19 protein-coding genes are annotated in these 26,029 nt (G+C 56.0%); 12 read left to right on the forward strand and 7 right to left on the reverse strand.

The genetic code is table 11. From position 1 onward, the window contains the following. Nucleotides 1-266: 266 nt before the first annotated feature. Nucleotides 267-863: a VOC family protein gene (locus XM38_RS22545; RefSeq protein ID WP_088431116.1), complete on the reverse strand. Its 597-nt coding sequence runs from the start codon at nt 861-863 to the stop codon at nt 267-269. Nucleotides 864-1,229: 366 nt separating this feature from the next. On the opposite strand from XM38_RS22545, the gene XM38_RS22550 reads away from it, so the two are divergent. Both XM38_RS22550 and XM38_RS22555 read left to right on the forward strand, forming a co-directional pair. Next, a complete protein-coding gene (locus XM38_RS22550; RefSeq protein WP_080805619.1) occupies nt 1,230-1,994 on the forward strand; it encodes an RNA polymerase sigma factor in 765 nt (254 codons plus the stop codon). Between the two features lie 37 nt (nt 1,995-2,031). Next, complete coding sequence (locus XM38_RS22555; RefSeq protein ID WP_080805578.1) at nt 2,032-3,066, forward strand: tetratricopeptide repeat protein; 1,035 nt, start codon at nt 2,032-2,034, stop codon at nt 3,064-3,066. Nucleotides 3,067-3,106: 40 nt separating this feature from the next. Here the strand turns inward: XM38_RS22555 and XM38_RS22560 are convergent, their stop codons facing one another. Continuing rightward, nucleotides 3,107-3,679, reverse strand: coding sequence for a DUF3172 domain-containing protein (locus XM38_RS22560; RefSeq protein WP_088431118.1), 573 nt, complete (start codon nt 3,677-3,679; stop codon nt 3,107-3,109). Between the two features lie 387 nt (nt 3,680-4,066). Between XM38_RS22560 and XM38_RS22565 the strand changes: the two genes are divergently transcribed. The 3 genes from XM38_RS22565 to XM38_RS22575 all read left to right on the forward strand — a co-directional run bounded on the left by XM38_RS22565 (nt 4,067) and on the right by XM38_RS22575 (nt 7,387). Then, nucleotides 4,067-5,005: a phosphate/phosphite/phosphonate ABC transporter substrate-binding protein gene (locus tag XM38_RS22565; protein ID WP_080805574.1), complete on the forward strand. Its 939-nt coding sequence runs from the start codon at nt 4,067-4,069 to the stop codon at nt 5,003-5,005. Nucleotides 5,006-5,078: 73 nt separating this feature from the next. After that, nucleotides 5,079-6,716: a sensor histidine kinase gene (locus XM38_RS22570; protein WP_187329515.1), complete on the forward strand. Its 1,638-nt coding sequence runs from the start codon at nt 5,079-5,081 to the stop codon at nt 6,714-6,716. Nucleotides 6,717-6,913: 197 nt separating this feature from the next. After that, nucleotides 6,914-7,387, forward strand: a complete 474-nt coding sequence (locus tag XM38_RS22575) for a hypothetical protein (protein ID WP_080805570.1) — start codon at nt 6,914-6,916, stop codon at nt 7,385-7,387. 127 nt (nt 7,388-7,514) lie between these two features. Here XM38_RS22575 and XM38_RS22580 read toward each other — a convergent pair whose 3' ends face one another. The 3 genes from XM38_RS22580 to XM38_RS26565 all read right to left on the reverse strand — a co-directional run bounded on the left by XM38_RS22580 (nt 7,515) and on the right by XM38_RS26565 (nt 8,889). Further along, nucleotides 7,515-7,766, reverse strand: coding sequence for a hypothetical protein (locus tag XM38_RS22580; RefSeq protein WP_137455209.1), 252 nt, complete (start codon nt 7,764-7,766; stop codon nt 7,515-7,517). Between the two features lie 128 nt (nt 7,767-7,894). Further along, on the reverse strand, nt 7,895-8,521 hold the full coding sequence (locus XM38_RS22585; RefSeq protein ID WP_202978948.1) for a transposase: 627 nt from the start codon (nt 8,519-8,521) through the stop codon (nt 7,895-7,897). Continuing rightward, on the reverse strand, nt 8,518-8,889 hold the full coding sequence (locus tag XM38_RS26565; protein WP_202978949.1) for a helix-turn-helix domain-containing protein: 372 nt from the start codon (nt 8,887-8,889) through the stop codon (nt 8,518-8,520). Before XM38_RS26565 ends, XM38_RS22585 begins: the two co-directional genes overlap by 4 nt. A gap of 780 nt (nt 8,890-9,669) precedes the next feature. Between XM38_RS26565 and XM38_RS22595 the strand changes: the two genes are divergently transcribed. From XM38_RS22595 to XM38_RS22610, 4 genes are all read left to right on the forward strand, one after another. Continuing rightward, nucleotides 9,670-14,490 (forward strand): PAS domain-containing protein, encoded by a 4,821-nt coding sequence (locus tag XM38_RS22595; RefSeq protein WP_080805565.1) that lies wholly within the window; start codon nt 9,670-9,672, stop codon nt 14,488-14,490. A 3-nt stretch (nt 14,491-14,493) separates the two neighbouring features. After that, a complete protein-coding gene (locus tag XM38_RS22600; RefSeq protein WP_080805563.1) occupies nt 14,494-14,916 on the forward strand; it encodes a response regulator in 423 nt (140 codons plus the stop codon). Between the two features lie 2 nt (nt 14,917-14,918). Further along, complete coding sequence (locus tag XM38_RS22605; protein ID WP_080805561.1) at nt 14,919-17,009, forward strand: putative bifunctional diguanylate cyclase/phosphodiesterase; 2,091 nt, start codon at nt 14,919-14,921, stop codon at nt 17,007-17,009. Between the two features lie 855 nt (nt 17,010-17,864). Continuing rightward, entirely contained in the window at nt 17,865-18,995 is a 1,131-nt protein-coding gene (locus tag XM38_RS22610) for a sensor histidine kinase (protein WP_256995807.1), read from the forward strand. 106 nt (nt 18,996-19,101) lie between these two features. On the opposite strand, the gene XM38_RS22615 is transcribed toward XM38_RS22610, so the two are convergent. Next, on the reverse strand, nt 19,102-21,342 hold the full coding sequence (locus XM38_RS22615) for a TRAFs-binding domain-containing protein (RefSeq protein WP_187329516.1): 2,241 nt from the start codon (nt 21,340-21,342) through the stop codon (nt 19,102-19,104). Nucleotides 21,343-21,645: 303 nt separating this feature from the next. On the opposite strand from XM38_RS22615, the gene XM38_RS22620 reads away from it, so the two are divergent. Then, nucleotides 21,646-22,812: a pyridoxal phosphate-dependent aminotransferase gene (locus tag XM38_RS22620; RefSeq protein ID WP_088431823.1), complete on the forward strand. Its 1,167-nt coding sequence runs from the start codon at nt 21,646-21,648 to the stop codon at nt 22,810-22,812. 3 nt (nt 22,813-22,815) lie between these two features. Here XM38_RS22620 and XM38_RS22625 read toward each other — a convergent pair whose 3' ends face one another. Next, nucleotides 22,816-23,379, reverse strand: a complete 564-nt coding sequence (locus XM38_RS22625; protein WP_080805615.1) for a response regulator — start codon at nt 23,377-23,379, stop codon at nt 22,816-22,818. A gap of 521 nt (nt 23,380-23,900) precedes the next feature. Here XM38_RS22625 and lipA point away from each other — a divergent pair. Continuing rightward, the gene (gene lipA / locus XM38_RS22630) at nt 23,901-24,800 is read left to right on the forward strand and encodes a lipoyl synthase (protein ID WP_080805552.1); all 900 of its coding nucleotides are present in this window, start codon (nt 23,901-23,903) and stop codon (nt 24,798-24,800) included. 100 nt (nt 24,801-24,900) lie between these two features. Beyond that, nucleotides 24,901-26,016, forward strand: a complete 1,116-nt coding sequence (locus XM38_RS22635; protein ID WP_080805550.1) for a TRAP transporter substrate-binding protein — start codon at nt 24,901-24,903, stop codon at nt 26,014-26,016. Nucleotides 26,017-26,029 lie beyond the last annotated feature (13 nt).

A 26,029-nucleotide genomic window follows, 5' to 3' on the forward strand; every position in this document is an offset into this window, starting at 1 on the left:
CAGGTATGCTCCTCGAAAACTGGATTCCCGCCGCCGCGGGAATGACGGGAGTAGTCTCTTGAGGTAGCAGACTCATCGCGAAAAAGACGTCCGTCATTCGGGAGCGTTCTGATTTCTTTCTCGGCATGATGCGGTCTCTTGAGTTATGGGGATTCTAGACCGCTTACACAAAATTCTGATCAGTCTCCCCGCAAGGGGTTTATGGCCATCCGTGCACCTCACTAGCTGCAAAAATGCTGTAGTCGCTGAACGGATGTCACAGTGTATTAGTTAGAGACCTCGGCCATCTCGATCACCTGGTCATCGTAGTCTTTGACCAGAAAGTTTAGGGGCTTATCGCGGCGAATCTTGTGCTTGACGCCGTAGGTCTGTACCCGCATCAGCAACTGCTCCAGGCAATCATGGTCGAAGCAGACGTGGCGTTGGCGTCGTTTGTGGCCCAGGCTAGCCCCGGAGATCACATGGAGCTGGGTATTTTTCTTCAGCTGATACCAGAGGCCATCGGGGTTGCCATAGTCTGAGCCAGGATTGCTACCCATATTGCCCATATACATCGGGTCAATTCCCGCCGTGCCCAGGGTCTGCTCATAGTTGTAGTAGTAATGCAGGGGCACATCCGCGGCGGGCAATTGCAACATGCCCTCATAGAAGCGGCGGGCCAATTCCAGGTCTGAGACCATGACGGTATGAACCTTGGGGGCACTGGTGAGAAACATCCACATGGCCCCGGCATAGGCCACCAAGAGCAGCACCATGATGCCTTGGGTCGACAAGAGACTGTCGATGGGCAGGCCGAGGACGGCACCAAAGGTCGCTGTCTCGCCGCAGCCAACACTAGAACCAAGGGATAATGCCGTATTCATAGGTGAGATACCAAACCACGGAATGACGCTACGTCAGCCTGCTCCTTCTGGAAATGGTCACAGGACTAAGCTAGTTTCTCTAGTGTATCAACATCACTATCGCCCATTAGCAGGGCATGATTCTAACGCCATCGTTGCTCGTCGTATCTTGATTTTGTAAAAAATCATGTGAATTTGAGCCAGTATCGGTATATTAGGAGCTAGCTTACCCTCAACTTAAGGTTGCGAGTCTTGTGGATAAATGGTCTAGGTTATCTCTGGCCCAGCCGTCCCGCTGGAGTATGCTGCTCCTGGGAATGTCCAAGCCGGATGTAACTGCTACCGTGATACCGTTTGAGTTTTAGCTGTTCTGAGCAAGCGATTGCTGTGCGTATCCCTAGTTTTCCTGAATGTGACCACGAGATTGTGCAGTCCCTGTTTCACCTGAGTGATCGGGAACTGGTCAGCCTGCTCAAGCACCATCCCGATTCGGGACGCTATTTTACGGCCATTTTCTGCCGCTACAGCCCCATCGTCTACAGCCTAATTCGTCACTCGGCTCGCTCTCCGGTGCAGGCAGACTATTTATTTGCCATTACCTGGCGTCATATTCTCTACGAACTCAGTGGCCTAGATTGGCCGGAAGCGGTGCCTGGTAAGTCCTCGTTTTCATTGCAGAGTTGGCTGATCAATATCACAGCCCTGTGCATTAACCAGGTGCCGCTGCCCGATGTGGAGCAGATTCACTATGCCATCGAAGATGCCTCACCGCCGCTGTGGTGCTACCTAGAACGGGCCCTGGAAAACCTACCACCGATTGAGCGGCTGATGGTGGTGATGGCGCAGACATTTCATTGGAGTGCCACTCGCATTGCCGCCTATCTTCAGGCCGAGGGAGAACGGCTGTCGCCGGGGGATGTTAAGAGCCGCCTGCAGGACGCTTATCGCCACTTGGAAGAAGCCTTGCCTACCGATATTCGCGCCATCTATTTGGGGGCAGCAGGAACCGATAACGGCTATCAAGAGGGCAATGAGAGTGATGAGAATGATGAGGATGAGAGACTCTTAGATCAGGTGTTTGCCCCCAATGAGCCATCGGCAGATAGGTCTTACCTACAGCTGATGTTGCAGGGAAAAAAAGCAGCCCTGTGATCGGGAAAACACTGGATGCGGTGGGAGGTAGATAGAGATGGCAACCCCGAAACGATGGCCCTATGGCTGGCTGCTGGTGGTCCTAACTCTGGGATTTGTGGGCCCCTCTGCCCTGGCTACCGATCTAGATCAGCAATTGGATATTCGCCCCTTTAACGCTACTGCGGGGCAACCCCGAAATGTGGCGGATCAATGGTTGCGGTTGGGCAGCCAGCAGGCGACGGCAGGGCGCCCGGCTGAGGCCATTGCTTCCTGGCAGCAGGCCATCGAGATCTACCATGCCCTGGGGGATACGGTGGCCCTAGGGCTGACCTATGATTATATCGGCCTCACCTTTGCCAGCCTGGGTCAATACGATCAAGCAGAGTCGGCTCTGCGACGCCGCCTTGCGATCGCACGGGACAATCAGAATCTACAGCGAGAAATCTTTGGCTGGAATAACCTAGGCAGCCTGCTCCTGCAGCAGGGCAATGTGGCTGCGGCCCAGGCCGCCTTCAGCGAAGCCTCTGTCCTGGCCCGTAGCGTTAATCACCCGGAAGGCCTGGGTCTGTCCCTCAGTAATCTGGGGTTGGTGGCGGCGATTCAGGGCCAATGGCAAGATGCCCGCAAGTACTACGAAACCGCTGCCGGCTACCGCTACACCGCTGCCGACTGGGCCGGCGAAGCCCATACATCGAATGGGCTCGGGGATGTTTATCAGGCCCTAGACCAAGAGTCTGCTGCCATCGGCGCCTACCGTCTGGCCCTGCGCCTAGCCCGCGACGTCAACGATGTGGCCGTACAACTACGAGCCATCGATGGCTTGCTGCCCATCTACCTAGATCGCAATGAACTAACGACGGTTCGCCGCCTCATCGATCAGCGCTTGGCCCTCACCCTAGGCGCCAACGATCCCCAGACCGTTGTCAGCCTCATGTATGCCGGTGACTACTATCGACGCTCGGGGGATATTGCTGCCGCCCGCACCCTCTACTATCGCGGCATGCAACTGGCGGCGGCCTTAGAGATGAAACTAGAGCAAGCAGATTTAGCTAACCGCCTAGTTCAACTGGGTGGGCTACCGGTGCTCTAGCCGGCCAGATTGGTCTGTCTCTATCTGTATCTATCTGTATCTAGAAGTTCTCAGTGCCAGGGGGTGGCGCCCCAGCTCCCTGTTGATTCAGGAAGAGGTTGCCAGCGGCATCATTTTGATAGATGCAGTCCACCTTAGCGGCCTGCTCATTATTGGCATCGCCGGTATAACCAAAGGTATTCATCCGCTGCCGACACTGACGCTCGTCTTCACTGTCAATCAGTCCTCGCTTCTCTAGCACCGCCCAGTTATTGCGGCGAATCACACAGCCCGGCTGCATGGTGGGCTGCGACAGATAGACCCCGAAAGGATTAAAGGTCAAAAAGATGCGAGCATCGGCTACTACGGCACTAGCCCCGTACTGCACACACATCTCGGGATTGGGGGCCCTGCGGTCGATGAACTCCCGGGACGCTACATTTTGAGGGGTCATGCTGGTTGTTGAAGAACTGAAGGCAATGCCCAAACCAATGCCCAGAATAAAGACGCCCCCGATGATGGCCAGGGTCATGTAGTTCAGGGTCGAGCCCAAGGGCGACTTAGGCGGTGGTGGCTCTGTAGACCGATAGGAATCGTATGACTTGGAGGAACGGGAGGGTCGGGTGCGTCTCATAGCCGCAGTCAGAACCTACAACGAAAGTTAGCTTACTCATCCAACCATATTAGCGTCCTCACTGGTGTCTAGGGGCAGACAGCGAGGGAGCAACCATCCTCAAACGACACCTACGGTAGCTCAGGCCCTACGCCCCTTAAGACCTGGGCAAGTCACCGCTCAATCTAGTGCTGGCAGCTGCATCTAGCTTGCGGGTGTGTCTAGGATACATCCAAATGATTAGGGCCAATGGCAGGATGATGGTGTTTAGGGAATGCCCCGTTGTCTGGCCATGGGCTTCCAACTGCGATGAAGCCTTCATCAAGCCAATGATTCCCCGAAATACAGCCCACTGCCAGGGGCATCTTAGTAGCAGGTGTTTTGTACACTCACCATGTGGTCGTATTTATGCTGCATCTCTGGCTCAAAATAATTCTGGGATTAGGGGTAATCCTCGGGGTCAGCGGTTGTTCTCCCGATTCCCTGTCCTCGGACACCACCTCTCCTGCCGCCGATCCAGCGGCTACCGAGACCTTCGTGATTGCAGATATCTCCGACGAACCCGCCGCCAAAATTGATGCCTACCAACCCATGGCCAACTATCTGGCCGAGCAATTGAGCGAATTCGGCATCGAAGCTGGGGCGGTCAAAGTTGCCCCCGATATGGCTACGATGACCCAATGGCTCGCCACTGGAGACGTTGATCTATACTTCGATAGTCCCTATCCTGCCATGCGAGTGAAGACTGGTTCCGGGGCAACTGTTTTGCTGAGACGGTGGAAAACTGGTGTCGCCGCCTACAGCACCATTCTGTTTGCTCGCCAGGATAGCAACCGTCAGACCGTCCATGACTTATTAGGGCAGGTGGTTGCCTTCGAAGAAGAATTTTCGACCTCTGGCTACATGCTGCCTAAAGCTTATCTTGCCGAAGCTGGCTTATCCCTTACCCAGCTCAACGATCCCACTGCTCAGGTACCGCCAGATCAGATTGGCTATGTCTTCAGCCGCCACGAGCAAACTACCATTCAGTGGGTGCTGAGCCAGCGGGTCGTGGCCGGTGCCGTCGGCAGTCCCTATTTTTATAGCATTCCAGAATCTACCCGAGAGCAGCTCGTCATCCTGGCTGAGACCGAAGCCTTACCCCGTCACATTGGCCTGGTGTCTCCCACCATGGATGCGGCCCAGCAGCAAGCCCTGAAGACAGTCCTGATGGCCATGGATGAGACGCCAGCCGGGCGTGATGTCCTGCAGCAATTTGAAGAGACAGCTCAGTTCGATGAGTTTCCCCAGGGAGCCAGTACTGCCATTGCTCGGATCAAAGTGTTATATGACCTGGTGGGCGATTAACAAGACGCGCGCTTTAAGGCTCCCTGGCTGGCAACGGTGGTCACCTCAGCGCTCCTTAGGGGTAAAGCTGACCATGACGATGACGGGCCTAGTCGTCATTGCCATTAGTGGCGTCACCGCCCTCTCCGTGCAGCGGGAACAAAACACCTTTCACCAGGAATGGAAAGAGCGGGCCAGCCTCTTATTAGACACCCTGGAAGTTGTCGCCCGCGATCCCCTCTATGACCTAGAGGCCGATGTCCTCTCCCAGTTAATCTCGGCCCTGGCCCAGAACCATCCTCTGCTGACCTCCGGTCACATCTACGATAGTGACGGTCGCATCATCGCCGATCTCCATCGGCAAGGGCCAGTCTATGCCACCCAAAGCAGTCCGCTCGGACAACGACTCATCAACAGTGAGCCAACGGTCTTTATCTGGCAGTCCCAACAGCTCGTCGCCGGGCGCGCCATCATTGCTGGGGAGCAGAGACTAGGCGCAGTCAGTATTGGCCTCTCAACCGCTCCGCTACAGCAGAAAGTTGCTAGGGTCCGCAACCAAGGCATCGTCATCGCGCTGATTGCAGGGGGGTTAGGGGCGAGCATTGCCGTAGTACTCAGCCGCTCGATCACAACCCCATTGCAGGCTCTCGTGGTGGCCACCCGCAAGATTGCCCAAGGGGATCTAAATCAGCAGGTGCCGATTCAGAGCCATGATGAGCTGGCCGTCTTGGCCCAATCCTTTAACGAGATGACCAGCCGCTTGCAGCAAACCCTATCCCTACTCCAAGCCCACAAAGACGAGTTAGAGCAGCGGGTACAGGAACGCACCCAAGCGCTGTCCGAGGCCATTCAGCACCTGCAGCAGACGCAGACCCAATTGGTCCAAAGCGAGAAAATGTCTAGTCTGGGCCAATTAGTCGCCGGTGTCGCCCACGAAATCAACAATCCAGCTAGTTTCATCCACGGCAATCTCACCTACGCTTCTACCTACATCCAAGATCTGCTGGACATTATCACCCTTTACCAACGGCACTACCCAAATCCCCCAGCCGGCCTGCAAGAAGCCATTGATGCAGTTGATTTGGCGTTTATTCAAAGTGATTTGCCGAAGTTACTGCAATCTATGCAGGTGGGCTCTGATCGCATCAATGAGATTGTCCGCTCCCTGCGAACGTTTTCCCGCCTGGAAGAGGGGGACTTTAAGCCTGCTGACATCCACGACGGGATTGACAGCACGCTGATGATTTTGAAGCATCGCCTGAAGATGGCCACTGGCAACGGCATCCAGGTGGTCAAACACTACGCTCCCCTAGATCCTATCGATTGCCGCCTGGGGCAACTGAATCAGGTGTTCATGAATATTCTCACCAATGCCATCGACGCCTTGCAGGACCAAGAGGCGGCGCCGTCGAGCCCGTCTCAGCAGCCTCCCACCATTGAGATTCGCACCCGATCCCTGTCTCCCGACTGGATCGCTATTCATATTTTCAACAACGGCCCCAGTATCGACACCGAGATTCACTCCAAGCTGTTCGATCCTTTCTTCACCACGAAATCGGTTGGGCAAGGGACCGGCCTGGGGCTCTCCATTAGCTACCAAATCGTGACTGAGCATCACCGGGGGCGCCTCTATTGCCATTCCAAGGCTAATTGGGGAACCGAATTCATCCTCGAGTTGCCCACCCATCATCCCGACGAGACCATGCCGGACTTGGCGGCAGCAGATCGCTGAGCGGCCTCGACCCAGGGCTGGGATACTGGCTATGGGGCTAGCCGGCTGGTCTGCAACGGCGCCCAGCTTGGTGGCGGCTATAGAAGGCAGAAGGCGATTGTCTGGGATTGATAAAGTACCGAAAAATTATCGAGTCGCTGTTGGTGAAGGGCTGAGCATTCTGAGACTGACCATATCTTAGTCGTGAGGTATATCCCATGGTCACGAATAGAGTAAGCGCCACCTTAGACTCCAGCGAGCTACAGACGATGATGGCTGCGATCGCAACCATTCCAGAGAAGCTGTCATTCTTTGCCGGGCTGACGCCAGAGGAGCGCAAGTCCCTGCTCAAGATGGCCGATACCAATGAAGCCTTTGCCCGCCGCGCCCTGGAAGTGGCCACCCAGACCCCAGATTTTCTGCCCTGCTCCTTTGACCTGGAAGAGATGCAGCGAGACCTGACCCTGTTTACCTCGCTGCAGCCGGTGATTCTAGCCGTAACCCAACTGCAGGAGATGCTGACGTATACGGCCACAGCCGCAGGCAACGAGGCCTACACGGCCGCCTTGGAGGTGTATCGCTACGCCAAGGCCAATGGCACCATGGCCGGCCTGGATGATCTAGTGGAGAAGCTGGGGGAATGGTTCACCAAGCGGGCCAACCCCAAAGGCAGCCAGCCGGTCACCGAATAATCCCAGCCCCGGCTGAAGTTACGTTTCTACAGCGTTATCGATCACAGTTCGGGTCGCACTGCGTTTGCCCGGAATGACAGGACTTATTTTCGCGGTTAGTTTGCTGTCTAAGAAGACCCCATTACCGTCATTCCCGCGGCGGCGGGAATCCAGAGAACCAACCTCGGCATCGACCCAGAGGGCTCTGCCCGGATTCCAAGCCTACCCGCAATAACCGTACTGCCAGTCCACCCTTCTGCTGCTCCCGACCACCTTTGTGCTGCTCCCGCTCACCCTGGTGGTGCATCAGAGCACCCTTTTGCTGCTCTCGACCACCCTGATGATGCTCCCGATCGCCTTCGTGGTGCTCCCGACCACCCTGGTTGGTGCACCCACTCACCTTTTTCGTGTATCCGACCACCCTGGTGGTGCACCCGAGCACCTTTTTGCTGCTCCTGACCACCTCTTTGGTGCATCCACCCACCTCTGTCGTGGACTAGTACCCGATGACAGAAGTAAGCGAGCTATTTATGCGGTGAGAGGCTTGCCTGTATAGTTCCACTTGAAGGGCTTGGCCATCGTGCGATTGAAGTAATCAACAAAGTCCAAAATCTTGGCCCTGAGTTCAGCTTGACTCTTAAAACTGGAGCGTCGGAGCAACTTCCGCACCAAAATACTAAACCAAATTCCAATTTGATTGAGCCAGGAACAATGCTTCGGGGTGAAATGCACCACCAGACGATGTGCCGCGTTGGTCAAGAACGCGGCACGGGTCGCCATCGATTGCAGAATGCCGGACTTGCCTTTGACGCCTAATGCCAGGGGTTCAGGTTCGAGCTCAGCCGCCAAACGCACCAGGGACTCGGACTGGTGTGTGTTGAGACAGTCCATGACCAAGTGAATTTTGGGTGCCTCCGGGGACTGCGCGAGCAAGGCTCTCAGATGAGTGTCTAAATCCTGCTCAGTGCGGGTATCGCCCACCGTTGCCTGGTCGATGCGTCCGGTGGCCACATTCAAGGAGGCAATGAGAGCTTGGGTGCCATGGCGAATGTATTCAAATTCGACTCGAACACAGCGCCCCGGCTTCATGGCAATATCCGGCATCGTTCGCTCCAGGGCTTGAATCCCAGTCATTTCATCGAGACTAACGGTCAACTCACCCTGCTCGGCTGGTGCGGCCGCTTGTTGATAAACCTCACAGATGTCTTCAACTTTGGCTTTGAACGCTGGGTCGGGAGGGGATTTAACCAGTAGCGGCTCTGGTGCGGTTTGAGTTCGGCTTCCGCCAAGAGGCGACCCACATGTCGCACACTGATGCTATCGACGATCTGTTGCTGGATTAATTCATCGGCCAGTTCTTGGGGCGTCCATTGACTAATCGGACGGCCATATTGCTCCGGTGGCGAACAGGCCAAAGCATACAGTTCGGTGATTTGCTCCAGTGTAAAGGTGGGTGGCGTCCCGGAGCGATAGGCATCTTGCAACCGCTCGGCGACGGGCACCTCGCGGGAACTGAGTGACAATCAGCGCGTTCGCCAGCACCGACTCATCGCTTTGCCAATGCCTAAGTCACGGGCAATCGCACCGTGGCTGTCGCCCTGAGCCGCTCGCAGGATGATTTTCGCCCGCAAAGCGATTTACTGAGGGGTGCTGGGACGCTTCGCGAGCTGCTTTAACTCATGAAGTTCCGACTCGCTCAAGGTGATGGATGGGGCGGGTAGACGGGGCATAACTGGGATGTCCTGAGAGGGGTTCCTAAAGGATACTCCCATTTCTGCCATTCAGTACTAGCAGCAGATGAACTGTGAGACAGTGTTTTGAACAGAGCTCTTGCACCAGTCCGTTTATATCCTGCCTTAGCCTCGTTCGGCTGAGCTCACGTCGACGCCTAAATCCCCTGCAAGATGTGAGTTGAAGTGAGAATGATGACCCGCGAGGTGAGTTGTGCCGCGCCGGATTGCGATCGCTCAACCGATGAACAATCACTGCGTCCGTTCCGTTCTATTTGCTGGCGTGAGGCAGATCACCACCTTGACTACGAATTCTGTACTAAGTTTAGATCTTAATTTCATGTGTTCTCGGTATTCCTTTGGCGGGGTATTGGGATGAGGGTATTCCGGACAATTCAGCATACCTCAGTCCTGACTTCTGTCTAATCAATCAGCTACAGGTAGACTTGTCAACTACGTGAAAATCACTCACAGCAAGCCCTCCAGGGAGAAGAATTAGCACAAGATCGCTAACCCCTTGTGAAACTATTTAAGATTCCCTTTACCAATCAGTTCTCAGCAAGGCTACCTAACATGTTAGACACCCTACTGTTGATTCCCCACGGGCACTGCTATCTTTGGAAACCCAATCTAGTCGGATTACATGTGGTTTCAGATGCGCTGATTGGCATCGCCTACTACTCCATTCCCTTGACCTTGCTCTATTTTGTTCAGAAGCGCAAGGATGTTCCGTTTGACTGGATTTTCTTACTGTTTTCCGCGTTTATTGCGTTTTGCGGCACCACCCACTTAATGTCCATTTGGACACTGTGGCATCCGGCTTATTGGGTCTCGGGCACCATCAAAGCACTCACGGCAGCGATTTCGGTCTACACCGCGATTCAACTCATTCCGATTGTCCCCAAAGCGCTCGATTTGCCCAGTCCAGCCCAGCTAGAAGCGATCAACCATCAGCTTCAGCAGCACGTTGCTAAGCGTGAGCAGGCAGAACGACATCTGCGCCAGTTGTCTGCTCGCCTGAATCTGGCAGTGAAGTCTGCGGCTATCGGCATTTGGGATTGGGACATGACCCAAGACATCCTCACCTGGGATAAACGGATGTATGAGCTCTATGGCCTCATCCCCGAGTGTTTTACCCCTGCCTATGGAGCATGGTCGAGCTGTTTGCATCCCGACGATCGCAGGGCAGCAGAAATGGCTGCTCAGCAAGCCCTGCAAGGCGAGAAAGACTTTGACCAAGACTTTCGAGTGGTTCATCCCGATGGCAGCATCCACTACATCAAAGCCAATGCGCTGGTGCAGCGCGATCCCCACGGTGACCCTCAACGGATGATCGGGGTTAGCTATGACATTACTGATCGCAAGCAGGCTGAGCAACAACTCCAGCAACTCAATCAAGCGCTAGAAGCCAAAGTCGAAGAGCGCACCCGAGAACTGCAAGCCCTGGCCAGACGGGAGCAATTGAGTGCCAACATCGCCACTCAGATCCGATCATCGCTAGATTTACAGGTGATTCTGGAGACGGCGGTGCGGGAGATTCGATCGCTGCTACAGTGCGCTCGCGTGAATATCTGGCGATTTGACGCCGATGGGCAAACCATGGTCGTGGCCGAGTCCACCGACTCCTCCCTGTCGCTGGTGGGGGAACGGGTCAACGACACCTGCCTGCAAGACTACACCGCACTTTATCGCCAGGGGCGGGTGCGCATCGTGCCGGATATCTACACTACCGACATGTCAGCCTGTCACCGGGAGCTACTGATCCGCTCCCAGATACGCGCCAAAATCTTGGTGCCGCTGCTGTGTGGGGATGAGTTGTGGGGCTTGCTCCATGTCAGCGAGAGCCAACACCCCCGCGACTGGCAACCGGAAGAAGTGGAGCTGCTGCAGGCGTTATCGGTGCAACTGGGGATCGCCCTTCAACAGGCCACCATCCATCAGCAATTACAGGCGGAACTGAACGAGCGACAGCAAACGGAAGCTCGCCTGCGAGCCAGTGAACAACGTTATATCACCCTGGCAGCAGCGGTTCCCGTGGGGATTTATCGCACCGACGCGGCGGGTAACTGCCTCTACGTCAACGATCGCTTGGGTCAGATCACGGGGCTCGCCCCAGAAGCGACAATGGGACAGGGATGGCGGCAAGGACTGCACCCGGATGATCGGGACCGGGTCGTGACTGAATGGTATCAATCTGCCCAGGAAAATCGTCCCTTCCAGCTCGAATATCGGTTTCAACACCCTGACGGGACGGTGAGGTGGGTCTATGGACAATCCGTCGCCGAGTGGGATGCCGATGGGCAAGTGATTGGCTATGTCGGCACCATCACGGATATCAGCGAGAGAAAGCGGCTGGAAGCCGAACGCAAACAGGTCGAAGCCGAGCGCCTGCAAGCTAAGCAGACTCGTAAAGAGTTAACGTTACTGGAGCAGATTCTGGACATCATTCTCGCGGGCTATTGGGATTGGGATATTCCCGGCAATCAAGAATACCTTAGCCTTGGCTTCAAACAAATGTTTGGCTACGCCGATCACGAACTGCCCAACACCCCTGAAACCTGGCAAAATCTAATCTTTCCACAAGATTTACCCGGGGTATTGGAGTGTTTCAACCGCCATGTCCAGAGCCGAGGGGAAGTGCCCTACGTCAACGAAGTCCGCTATCGCCATAAAGATGGATCGACGGTCTGGGTGATCTGCTCCAGTAAGGTGATTGAGTGGGATGAGGCGGGTAACCCGCTGCGGATGATTGGCTGTCACATTGATATTAGCGATCGCAAACGGGCAGAAGCCGCCCTGATTAGCAGTGAAGCCCGACTACAATACCTGGTCTCCTCCAGCCCCGTCGTCATTTTTAGCTGCAAACCCAATGGCGACTATGGGGCCACCTTTATCAGCGAAAACGTCGAAGCGTTATTGGGCTGGAATGCTCAGGATTTTCTGGCAGACTCTGAATTTTGGCTCAACCATCTCCATCCCGACGATGCTGAGCGGGTTCTGGCCGGGCTGGCAAATTTATTCACCGGTGACTTTTATGCGCACGAGTACCGCCTCCGTAAAGGCGATGATACCTACTGTTGGTGCCTGGCCCAGTTACGGTTGATTCGCGATCAGGCCGGTAACCCCCTCGAGATGCTGGGATATTTGATTGATATTAGCGATCGCAAACACACCGAAGCAGCCCTGCGGGACAGCGAAGCCCGACTGCAACTGATTACCGACTCTATTCCGGGCTGCATTTCCTACACGGATGCCTCCCAGCACTATCGGTTTGTCAACCACACCTATGAAGAGTGGTTTGGCTGTCGGAAGGAAGATATCCTGGAGCGCAGCATTGCCGAGGTGCTTGGCGCTGAAGCGTACCAGCGTGCCCGACAGCATATTGAGCGTGTGCTGTCTGGCGAAACCGTGACCTATGAAAACGAGTTGCCCTATCAGGGGAGACAACCCCGCTATGTCTCTGGGAAATTGGTGCCAGAGATTGACTCACAGGGCCGGGTTCACGGCTACTATGCGCTGATTACCGACATTAGCGATCTCAAACAGGCCGAAGCCGCACTCAAGGCCAGCCGGGCTTACTATCAGGGCATCGTCTCTGACCAGACAGAACTGATCTGCCGCTTCTTGCCCGACGGCATCCTCACCTTTGTCAACGATGCCTACTGCCAGTTTTTCCAGAAGTCGCCGGAAGACCTCTTGGGCCGTAGCTTTACCCCCCTCATACCTGCCGAGGACAAAGAGATTGCCTTACAAACCTTCAACAGCCTGTCCGTAGACAACCCGGTCGTCACCTGTGAACATCGCGTGATTGCGCCGGATGGCTCCATCCGCTGGCAACAGTGGACCGATCGCGCCCTAGTTGACCCAGACGGCAACTTCATTGAATTCCAGGCAGTCGGTCGAGACATTACTGCCCTGAAAGAAGCAGAAGCCGACATCAAGCGCCATCTCACCGCGATTGAGGCTGCCATCGACGGCATCAGCATTTTGCGAGATGGCCATTATAGTTATCTGAACCAGTCCCAGTTAACCCTATTCGGTTATTCCCAAGCCGAGGATCTGTTGGGCCAATCCTGGCAGGTGCTCTACCCCGCTCAGGAAGTTCGCCGGTTCCAAAAAGAGGTGCTGCCCCAGGTGAAGCAACACGGGTTCTGGCACGGTGAAGCCACAGGGAAACGACGGGACAACACCCTTTTCCCCGTGGAGGTATCGCTGACCCTGACCCCTACCGGCGATATCATCCGAGTTTGTCGGGATATCAGCGATCGCAAGCAGGCAGAAGATCATCTCCGCCAGATGTCTGTTCGTTTGAATCTGGCGGTGAAGTCTGCGGCCATGGGCATCTGGGATTGGGATGTTACCCACAACATCCTCACCTGGGATCAACAAATGTATGAACTCTATGGCATTACCCCCGAGCAGTTTACCAATGTCTATGAAGCCTGGTCTAGTAGTGTCCATCCCGACGATCTCGCGGCGGCAGAAACGGCGGTTCAGCAAGCCCTGCGCGGTGAAAAAGACTTTGACCAAGACTTTCGAGTGATTCATCCCGATGGCACCATCCGCTTCATCAAAGCTAATGCCCTGGTGCAGCGCAATCGCCACGGTGACCCTGAATGGATGATCGGGATTAACTATGACATTACCGCTCGCAAACGCACTGAAGCCCAAATCCAAGAGTATGCCACCCAACTAGAGTCCTCTAACCGAGAATTGGAAGCCTTTGCCTACTCGGTTTCCCATGACCTGCGGGCTCCTCTGCGGGCGATCGATGGCTTTAGCAAAGCCTTACTCGAAGATTACGGAGACACTTTCGATGAAGAGGGCCAAGATTACTTCGATCGGATTCGCAAAAATGTCACCCGCATGGGCATGTTAATCGATGATTTGCTGAGCTTATCGCGGGTCTCTCGCTACGAAATCCGGCATACCACGGTCAACCTCAGTACCCTGGCTCAAGAGCTGATGGCTGAATTGCAAGCATCGGAGCCAGAGCGGCCCGTCGAGGTTGGGATTGCCCCCGACGCGATCGTCTCCGCCGATGCCACCCTGATGCGGGTGGTCCTGACGAACCTGTTGCAAAATGCCTGGAAATTTACCAGCCACCATCCCACAGCCCGAATTGAATTTGGCATGATTTACCCAGACGGACAGCCGGTCTATTTTGTCCGAGACGATGGCGCTGGCTTTGATATGGCCTACTCCAACATGCTGTTTGGCGTCTTCCAACGATTGCATAATATCCATGAATTTCCCGGCACAGGAATTGGGTTAGCGACGGTTCAAAGAGCGATTCATCGCCATGGGGGACGCGTTTGGGCAGAGGCAACCGTCGAGCAGGGCGCAACCTTTTATTTCACCCTTCCCAGTACACCGCTCGAGCTAGGAGCATAGGCGATGGCAACCCCTCGTCCCATCTTGTTGGTTGAAGATAACCCCGACGATGAACGACTGACCCTGCGGGCACTACGACAGGGTAAGGTGACAAACCCCATTCAGGTTGCTAGGAATGGTGAAGAGGCATTGACAGTGCTATTTTCGGCTGATCCGCTACCCACTGTCGTGTTGCTGGACTTAAAGCTCCCCAAAATTGATGGATTGGAGGTTTTGCGACGCATCCGAGGCCATGACCGCACTCGACTGCTGCCGGTGGTTGTGCTCACCTCCTCCAGCGAAGAGCGGGACATTGTTGAAAGCTATAGCCTGGGGGCCAATAGTTATGTGCGGAAGCCGGTTGATTTTGATCAATTCACCAACGCCATCTCTCAACTCGGGTTGTATTGGGTGCTGATTAATGAGCCATTACCGGAAAGCTTGTAATCATGAGTGACTCACTCCGTGTTCTGATCGTGGAAGATGCAGAGGACGATGCGCTGCTAGTGTTGCGAGAATTACGTCGTGGTAATTTCGATCTGGTTTGGGAACGGGTGCAAACAGCTGAGTCGCTCCGCACCCTGCTGACGACCCGGGCCTGGGACGTGATCATTTCAGATTACCGCTTACCCGGATTTGACGCCCCTGCGGCCCTGGAAATTGTCAAACAAAGCCAACTCGACATTCCCTTCATTATGGTTTCGGGCACCATTGGTGAGCGCTCGGCGGTGGAAATCATGAAGGCCGGTGCCCACGATTACCTGATGAAGGACAACTTAGTCCGATTACCCGAGGCGGTGCGGCGCGAATTGCGGGATGCTCAAATTCGGGCAGAGCGCAAACAAGCTGAAGTTGCCCTGAGACGGCAACTGGCGGCGATCGAGGCGGCGATCGATGGCATCGGTATTCTGCAAGGAGACACGTATCTCTATCTCAACCAAGCCTATCTCAACCTCTTTGGCTACGACCACGCTGAAGAGCTGGTGGGCAAAACCTGGAGACTGTGTTATTCCCAAGTGGAGATAGACCGGTTTGAGCAGGAAGTCTTTCCAGTGCTGGATCGCGATCGCGCCTGGCAGGGAGAAGCGATCGCCACTCGCAAAGATGGCTCTACCTTTGCCCAGGGCGTGTCCCTCACCCTCACCGAGGATGGATTATTGATTTCTGTCTGTCGTGATATTAGCGACCTCAAACAGGCCCAGGAGATGCTGATCTATATCGCGTTGCACGATCCCCTGACCGGGTTACCGAACCGAAAACTATTGATAGAGCGACTTGAATTGGCCATTAACCGAGCCAGGCGTCTTGAGAACTACCATTATGCGGTCTTATTTCTGGATCTAGATCGATTCAAAGTGATCAATGATAGTTTGGGGCACTCGGTTGGCGACCAGCTCCTGATCGCCATTGCCCAACGACTAAAAGTGCATGTAAGAGACATTGACTTAGTGGCTCGACTGGGGGGTGACGAGTTTGTGATTCTGCTAGAGGAGATCAGTGGTCCTGAAGACGTGATTCAAATTTCCGAACGTATCCTGGCAGATTTTCAAACGCCGTTCATCATCCATGACTATGAAATCTTTACCAGTTTCAGTATTGGTATTGTTCTGGGAACCCAGGATTACCATCAGACTTCCGATTTAATGCGCGATGCCGACATTGCCATGTATCGAGCTAAGGCACAACAGAACAACTCGTATAAGTTTTTCGATGCAGCGATGCATACTCAAGCGCTGAACCGCCTCACCCTCGAAACGGATCTGCGCAAAGCGCTCAACCAACAAGAATTTGTGGTTTACTATCAACCCATTTTTGATTTGTTCAATCATCGACTGTTTGGATTTGAGGCTTTAGTTCGCTGGCAACACCCGACGCGTGGGTTCATTTCTCCAGATGAATTTATTTCTATTGCCGAAGAGACGGGGTTCATTGTACCCCTGGATAATTGGGTGCTTTATAACGCTTGCCAGCAAATAGCCAGTTGGGAAAACCAATTTGCCAATGGGTCCTCCTTCAAAATCAGTATCAACCTTTCTGCACAAGATCTTCGCAAGGTGAATTTGATTCAGGATGTTGATGACATATTGGCTGATACTGGATTAGCGGGTCACTCGCTCACCTTAGAGATTACCGAGAGTCTGTTGATTGAGAACATCGATCAGACCATTGATTTATTAGTTCAGTTGGCGTCGAGAAACATTCAGATCAGCATTGATGACTTTGGCACAGGGTATTCCTCCCTGGGTTATCTACACCGTTTTCCAGTGAATAACCTGAAAATCGATCGCTCTTTTGTGGATCAAATTCAATCAGAAAGTCGCGAATATCATGTCGTCGATACGATTATTGCCCTCGGTCAGCACCTCGGTCTATCGGTGATTGCAGAAGGCGTTGAAACAACTCAACAGCTTGAATGGCTACAACAACTCCGTTGCGAGTTTGGGCAAGGCTATCTATTTTCTAAACCCCTAGCAGCAGCTGAAATTGAAAGACGTTATCTCGCCAGACTAGAGGAAACGTATAACTCAAATGAGGGATAAGAGGGGCGTATCCACGAGGTAGGGGAGTACAAATGTCACCCGGCATTATCCAGTCCGCTCCTCGATGTCATTCCCGTACTCGCTTAGCGTGGCCGGAGGCCGTAAAACGGGAATCCACTGACCGATAGGTTGCCGCTCTGGATTCCCGCCGGCGCGGGAATGACTCCTCACTTCTCACTTCTCCCTCCTCCCTTCTCCCCTGGACTCCCGCCGGCGCGGGAATGACACCGGGATCATTTTTGTTCGCGAGCCCCTTAATTCTCACACCTGTCATGTCGTCTGTCTTTCAGACAAGCTGTGCCCTAGCATCAGCCATGCCCCTTGGGCTATACGCGTCAGCGGCTCCAGAGGAACAACGAAGCGGATGAGCAACGCCACACCCAGGCTTTGCAATCTACTGATTTTCGATATTACCTTGGTAGGGATTGGGATAGTCCAGGCGGTCAAGAATACCTTAGTCCTGGCTGCTGTCCAGTCAATGAGCTACAGAGGGGATTTGTCAACTGGTTGGAAGTAGGTAGGGTGGGCAAAATCAGGATAGATAACCCTCGCTGGTGCCTGTAAGCTTTGTTTGCCCACCAATTTTTTCAGCGGTGGGCATTGTAGCTTGAGTGCGGGTTAGCAAAGATTTCGGACAAGAAATGCCCACCCTACGAACTGCTCATCAACAGTGAGCCAACGGTCTTTATCTGGCAATCTCAACAGCTCGTCGCCGGCCGCGCCATCATTGCTGGGGAGCAGAGACTAGGCGCAGTCAGTATTGGCCTCTCAACCGCTCCGCTACAGCAGAAAGTTGCTAGGGTCCGCAACCAAGGCATCGTCATCGCGCTGATTGCAGGGGGGTTAGGGGCGAGTATTGCCGTAGTACTCAGCCGCTCGATCACAACCCCATTGCAGGCTCTCGTGGTGGCCACCCGCAAGATTGCCCAAGGGGATCTAAATCAGCAGGTGCCGATTCAGAGCCATGATGAGCTGGCCGTCTTGGCCCAGTCCTTTAACGAGATGACCAGCCGCTTGCAGCAAACCCTATCCCTACTCCAAGCCCACAAAGACGAGTTAGAGCAGCGGGTACAGGAACGCACCCAAGCGCTGTCCGAGGCCATTCAGCACCTGCAGCAGACGCAGACCCAATTGGTTCAAAGCGAGAAAATGTCTAGTCTGGGCCAATTAGTCGCTGGTGTCGCCCACGAAATCAACAATCCAGCTAGTTTCATCCACGGCAATCTCACCTACGCCTCTACCTACATCCAAGATCTGCTGGATATTATCACCCTTTACCAACAGCACTACCCAAATCCCCCAGCCGGCCTGCAAGAAGCCATTGATGCAGTTGATTTGGCGTTTATTCAAAGTGATTTGCCGAAGTTACTGCAATCTATGCAGGTGGGCTCTGATCGCATCAATGAGATTGTCCGCTCCCTGCGAACGTTTTCCCGCCTGGAAGAGGGGGACTTTAAGCCTGCTGACATCCACGACGGGATTGACAGCACGCTGATGATTTTGAAGCATCGCCTGAAGATGGCCACTGGCAACGGCATCCAGGTGGTCAAACACTACGCTCCCCTAGATCCTATCGATTGCCGCCTGGGGCAACTGAATCAGGTGTTCATGAATATTCTCACCAATGCCATCGACGCCTTGCAGGACCAAGGGGCGGCGCCGTCGAGCCCGTCTCAGCAGCCTCCCACCATTGAGATTCGCACCCGATCCCTGTCTCCCGACTGGATCGCTATTCATATTTTCAACAACGGCCCCAGTATCGACACCGAGATTCACTCCAAGCTGTTCGATCCTTTCTTCACCACGAAATCGGTTGGGCAAGGGACCGGCCTGGGGCTCTCCATTAGCTACCAAATCGTGACTGAGCATCACCGGGGGCGCCTCTATTGCCATTCCAAGGCTAATTGGGGAACCGAATTCATCCTCGAGTTGCCCACCCATCATCCCGACGAGACCATGCCGGACTTGGCGGCAGCAGATCACTGAGCGGCCGCGACTCAGGGCTGGATGGAAGCCTTTACGACAAGCTCACGATGAGCAGTTCATCTAGAATAGAGCCTTGCCATAATCGTCCCAGCAGTCTCCCAGGCACCTAGGAATGCAGCCGCTGCACATGATAGGTGGGAAAGGTGCCGTAATGCTTGGCCCAAGGCATCCGTCCCACATAACTGCAGGTAAACGATTGCTGGCCCTCGGAGGTGGCGATGGCGGCAAAGGCCTGGCTGGCATAGACTTTGCCCGGCGGTGTGATCGGCTCGATGCGGGCGGCATGGTTAACATGGGTACCCATGTAGTTGACCTGATTGGTAATGGGGTCAACATTGCGCAACACCGGCCCGGCATGGAGAGCGATGCGAATGGTGAGATCGGCAGGTAACCCTTGTTGCTGCCAGTCGATGGACTGCATCAGATCGCCGAGATCGAGGGCGAAGAGGCCGGCCTCCTGCACCGTGGGAAACACATAGTAGAGGGCATCTCCCCAGGTATTCTTGGTCAGGGGCTGATACCGGGGCTGATTGGATAAGGCCGCTACCGCCTCCAGAAAATGCCGCATGAAGATGCACAGCTGGTCTTCCAGCAGTTGGGTGTACTGCACCACATCGGCAAACAGCAGGGCGCGAATCTCCCGCTGCTGTTGTTCTAGAGCCGCCGTAGGCGTGGACCTCGGCTCAGACTCGGTGTCATACCCTGCTGCCGCCAGTAAAGCAGCACTGTCAATGATCTCCACCTGGTGGCTCCACTGCTGCCAGTAGGCCACCGTGCTGGCGGTGCCGCCGGGACCATCGCCGGGCTGACCATTCCAGACGGCCAAGGGCACTAAATCGGTGTAGAGTTGCTCGGCCCGGATTTTAGCCAGCCCATGCAACAAGCGGTTGGAATACTCGTAGGAGACATCGTCTGCCTGGGGTTTGCAGTCGGAGGCGACCACCACCTCTCGGGCTTGGGATAAGACCCGGTCGAAGCGGGCCACCCAATCCCCTGCCGTCGCCGTGCTTACCGAGTCTTGAATGAACTGGTCCCGGTTATAGGGCAGCACGATATTGCACTCTCCCCCCAGCTCCAGCAGGGCTTCCAGGAACAAAATATCGCTGCCACAGGCGGCCGAGGCATAGCCCACCCGCCCGTTCAGCTGTTGCAGTCGGGTATGAATGGCGTCGTACACGGAGTCCTCCAGCACTGGCGGCAACCGTGGCTGGGGTCGATTGGCGGCATCCATGCGATGGCCACAGAAGACGATCACCCGGGGCATCTGAAACCACTCTCGCAGGGGGTCTAGGCCCTGGCCCAGGTGCTGCATCAACAGGGCCGCATTGCGATAGCTGGAACCCAGATCGCCGAATCGTCCCTGGCCCACCTGAACCGCCTGAGTGTAGTAGGCAGCGGCTTGGTCATAGCGGCCCAGTACTAATTCGGCCTCCCCTAGGGTGGCTAAGATCCAGTAGGTGTCCTGGCCGGTCTTGGTGGCTTGCTCTAGGGCCTGTCGAGCGGTTTCGGCCACGGCGGTGGCCAGCTGGCGGGCCTGGCCGCGGTTCCCTTGGAGTAGGCTCAGGGTGGCAGCGTTGATGCCGGGCCAGAGGCTACCACTGCGGCGATAGGCTTCTAGATAGCGGTCTGCGGCCAGCTTTAAGTGATGCGATCGCATCTGGTCAGGCCCTGCCTGGCGCCAGAGGTCCTTGTGGGTGCGGGCCAGCAAGCTTAGGGTTTCATCGTCATCCTGCCCTGCCGCCATCAGTTGACCCAACACCTCATTAGCGGCATGGGTGGCGCCGCTGCGGGCCAGGGCCAGGGCCAATAACTGCTGCAACCGCAAATGCTGAGGCCACTGCTTCAGACCATCCGCCAGCACATCATAGGCCATTAGGGTTTCCCCCAACTGCAGCATCATTTCCCCCAAAGAGCAGTGTAGATCGGGGGTGCGGGGCCGCAGGGTGACAATTTCCCGTCGCAGCGCCAGCAGTGGGGCCAACTGCCGCGGCATGGCCCCAGCCCCGATACGCAGAGTCGCCGTGGCAGCCTCAGCGGTCCCCAACTTGATGCGAGGGGGCGCCACCGGTTGCGCCTCAATCCGATAGCCCAGGGCCACGGCCGTCTTGAGATTGTCGAGGTAGACCTGTAATTGCTGTTCTTGAACGGCTTCCGGTAGCTGCTCGAAAGGACAGAGATAGGGATGAGTGCGCTCGGCGGCATTGAGCCGAGTGCCATAGCGCCAACCTAGCCCGAGTAATGCTTGGGCCCAATGGTCATGACTGTTTTCAGCCAACCGCTCTGCCAGATATAAGTACTCCGCCGTCAGCGTTGCCTGAGACGTATCGATGGGCTGTGGTTGGTACACGGGTTGTTCTTGTCCCCTGCAGCGTTTACCCGAGCGTTGAGGGTCTCCCTCGCTTTTCCTCCATTGTGGGGTGACAACGGCAGAAGCATCCACCTAAATTTCCCCGGGTATCTTCCCCAGGCTGCCACGCTGGGAGCAATTGTCAGGACCGCCAGGACAGCTATTCCCCACCAGGAAAATTTATGTCGAAAAGGTTTGCAAATCCTGGCCTGGGAATCCGGAGAACGATCTAAGCTAAGGAGCAGCGCCTAGGGCCATAGTCTGTGTGGGCGCGTTGAATAGGGAGATGCGGAGATGCCCAGCCTGACAATTGCAGATCGAGTCAATCGTGTCACCCCGTCCATGACCCTGGCGATCTCGGCCAAGGCCAAGGCGATGAAAGCCGAGGGCCTGGATGTCTGTAGTTTCAGCGCTGGGGAGCCAGATTTCGACACCCCCGATCACATCAAGGCGGCGGCAAAACAGGCCCTGGATCAGGGCAAGACCCGCTATGGTCCTGCCGCCGGGGAGCCGGCCTTGCGGCGGGCCATCGCCCAGAAGCTGCAGCAGGACAATGATCTCTGCTATGGCCCCGAAAATATCATCGTCACCAATGGCGGCAAACACAGCCTCTACAACCTGATGATGACCCTGATTGGGCCTGGGGATGAGGTAATTATCCCGGCCCCTTACTGGGTTAGCTATCCGGAGATGGTGACCCTAGCCGGTGGCACGCCGGTGATTGTGCCCACCGATTTAGCGGGAGGCTATAAGATCACCCCGGAGCAACTGCGCCGCCATATCACGCCTCAGACCCGCCTCTTCATCCTCAATTCCCCCAGCAATCCCACCGGCACCGTCTATAGTCCAGAGGAGATCAAGGCCTTAGCAGAGGTGGTCATAGAGGCGGATATTTGGGTGGTCTCCGATGAAATCTACGAAAAGATCCGCTACGACGACGTCCCTCACCTCAGCATCGGCGCTATTGGCCCAGAAGCCTATCAGCGCACCCTGCTCAGTAACGGCTTTGCCAAGGCCTATGCCATGACCGGTTGGCGCATTGGTTACTTGGCCGGGCCGGTGGAGTTGATTCGGGCCATGAATACTCTGCAGAGCCACAGTACTTCTAATGTCTGCACCTTTGCCCAGTACGGTGCGATCGCAGCTCTGGAAGGCCCCCAAGACTGTATCGCCACCATGGGCCATGCCTTTGCCCAACGGCGACAGGTGATGCTGAAGGCCATCCATAGCATTCCCGGCCTCAGCTGTGCCACCCCCCAGGGAGCCTTTTACCTCTACGTGGATATCAGCGCCCTCGCGGTTCCGTCCCTGGACTTCTGCAGTCAACTCCTAGAGGAAAAATACGTCGCCACTATCCCCGGAGTCGCCTTTGGGGCCGAGGGCTCTATCCGTCTCTCCTATGCTACCGATCTGGAAACCATCGAGCGCGGCCTCGAGCGTCTAGCCGCCTTCGTGCGGTCGCGGTCCTAAGGGTTACTTCAACTTCTGCTTGATAAAGGCCAGCATCTTGGCCAGTTGCCCCTTGAGTTGGTTCACCTCGGCTTGTAGGTGATTCACCTTAGCCACCAGTGCTTGATAATCGGCTGGATCGATGCCGCCAGCAGCAGCCTCCCCTGGCGGAGCCTCGGCGGCAGGGGCAGCCGCCTGGGCCGGGCGAGCCTTGCGGGCCTTGGCCATGGCCCCCTTAATGGCGCCAATCAATTCTTTCTGGTCGAAGGGTTTCTGAATGAACTCAAAATACTCGAAGGGTTCTTGAATCTTCTCAGTCACCTCTTCCTTGCGGCCCGACATCAGCACCAGCGGAATATGCTGCAGGTCGGGGCGAGCCTGAATTTCTTGAAAGACTTCCCAACCGCTTTTACGGGGCAGCAAAAAGTCCAACATGATCAGATTGGGCCGCTGATCTTGAATGGCACTCATGCCCTCCACCCCATCTTGGGCTTCGATCACCTCAAAATTGCCCTGAGGTAACATATCGCGAACCCGCATGCGGATGACACGGCTGTCGTCAATGACCAGAATTTTGTGACTTGCCACGGCTGATTCCTCTTGGCGGTAGCGCAGTGATGGGTTGCTGCCCATCGATAGCAGTGACCAGATAGCTGCATGATCTGCTTAGAGCCTCAGCCATCCGGCACCCAACCGCTCCAGGCTGACTGGCGGTTGCGATCGCTGACTCAACTATAGTAGGCCAGATAATTGCATGCAGGGGTATCCTCGTAGAATTCGGCAGCAGGGAGGGAGTGAAGGGTGAAGGGTGGATGGGTGATGGGGAGGGCGGAGGAAAGTGATGAGTTTTGAGTTTTGAGTTTTGAATCCCCGCCTTGCTCCTGTGGAGCCGCCTTGCGAACACCACAAGCGGTTCGCCCTGGTCGTCGGAGTCCGAGGGGAACATAGGGGGAAGGAAGAAGGCAAAGGGCAAAAGGCAGAAGGCTTCAATTCAAAATTCAAAATTTATTGCTACCTTGCCGAGGCGACGCGAGCCGCCGCCGCCAACCCACAAGCTCTTCCGTGCATGGATCTACAATAGCCAAGAGTCCTTCCTTACCGAAAGATGCATGTCACCCCAGCCCCAGTCCTCTCCCGCCCCCGAGCTGACCCAGCTACCTACTTGGTTGAAGCGCCCCATCGGTAAAGCCAGCGAGCTCTCCAGGGTGCAAAAGATCATCAAGCAGCGTCAGATTCACACCATCTGCGAGGAGGGGCGCTGCCCTAACCGGGGCGAGTGCTACGCCCAGGGCACGGCCACCTTTCTCTTGATGGGGCCCACCTGCACCCGCTCCTGCGCCTTTTGCCAGGTGGATAAGGGCCATGCGCCCATGGCCCTGGATCCAGAAGAACCGCGCAAGGTGGCGGAGTCGGTGCAACTGCTGGGGCTGCGCTATGTGGTGTTGACCTCGGTGGCTCGCGATGATCTGCCCGACCAAGGGGCGGCATGGTTCGTGCAGACCATGGCTGCCATTCGGGCCATCTGCCCCGAGACCCAGATCGAGGTGCTGACCCCCGACTTTTGGGGGGGCCCGGAGCCCCAACGACAGCAGTATCAGCGCCTTGCCACGGTGGTAGGGGCGGGTCCGGCTTGCTTTAACCACAACATCGAGACGGTGCAACGGTTGCAGGGGCCGGTGCGGCGGGGGGCCAAGTATGAGCGCAGCCTGGATGTGCTGCGACAGGTGAAGGCGATTGATTCGTCAGTGCCGACGAAATCGGGGCTGATGCTGGGCCATGGCGAAACCGAGGCAGAGGTGATCGAGGCCCTGGCGGATCTGCGGGCGGTGGCATGCGATCGCATCACCCTGGGCCAATACATGCGCCCCTCCCTGGCCCATCGCCCGGTGCAGCACTACTGGACTCCCGAGGCCTTCGAGCGCCTGGGGGCCATGGCCACAACCATGGGCTTTGCCCACGTGCGCTCGGGGCCGCTGGTGCGCAGCTCCTACCACGCCGGCGAGGCATAAAGAATCATTACGGGCCATCTCCGTGCCGGAGCGGGTTTCATGGTTAAATGTGCCATGAAATACAACCATCGCCGTTTACCGCCGCCGGGCTAATCGCCATATGAAACGCCGACACATCATTCGCTACGGGGCCGGAGCCGCTGGAGTCGCCGCCTTGGCCGCCTGCAACGCCAATACCGATACCGCCTCTGCTCCCACCAGCACCACCGGCAGCGATCTGCCCCAGGTGCGCTGGCGCATGGCCACCAGCTGGCCCCAGTCCCTCGATACCATCTTCGGCGGGGCCCAGACCGTTTGCGATCGCGTCAGTGCCCTCAGCGGCGGTCGCTTCACCATCGAACCCTACGCCGCCGGGGAAATCGTGCCCGGCTTGCAAGTGCTAGATGCGGTCCAATCCGGCACGGTGGAATGCGGTCACAGCGCCAGCTATTACTACGTCGGCAAGAACCCGGCCCTGGCCTTCGGTACCACCGTCCCCTTCGGCCTCAACGCCCAGCAACAAAATGCCTGGTTCTACCACGGCGGCGGCCTCGACACCATGCATCGCCTCTATGCCGACTTCGGCGTCATCAACTTCCCGGCCGGTAACACCGGCACCCAGATGGGCGGCTGGTTCAAACAGCCCATCAACAGCGTCAGCGACCTGCAGGGACTGAAAATGCGGATTCCCGGCCTGGGCGGCGAAGTCATGTCGCGGCTGGGGGTGAATGTGCAGGTGCTGCCGGGGGGTGAAATCTTCCTGGCCTTAGATCGGGGGGCCATCGACGCCGCCGAATGGGTCGGTCCCTACGACGACGAGAAGCTCGGTCTCAACGACGCCGCCCAATACTACTACTACCCCGGCTGGTGGGAACCCGGCGCCACCCTAGAAGCCCAGGTGAATCTGCAGGCCTGGGAAAGTCTGCCCCAGGAGTACCAGGAGATCTTCAAAACCGCCGCCTACGAGGCCAACATCAACATGCTGGCCCAATACGACTCCCTCAACGGTGCCGCCCTACAGCGGCTCATGGACGGCGGCACCCAGCTCACCCCCTACAGCGACGAGATCATGGCCGCGGCCGAGGCAGCCTCTCTGGAGTTCTACGAGGAAAACGCCAACCAAGACGCCACCTTCAAAGAGGTCTACGAACAGTGGCGCACCTTCCGCCAGGAGGTCTACGCCTGGAACCGCGTCAACGAACTCAGCTTCGCCCGCTTTAGCAACCGCGAGAGTTGAGTTCGGAGCCGGG

Origin of the sequence: Halomicronema hongdechloris C2206 (assembly GCF_002075285.3) — a bacterium.
GTDB classification, from domain to species: Bacteria; Cyanobacteriota; Cyanobacteriia; order Phormidesmidales; family Phormidesmidaceae; genus Halomicronema_B; species Halomicronema_B hongdechloris.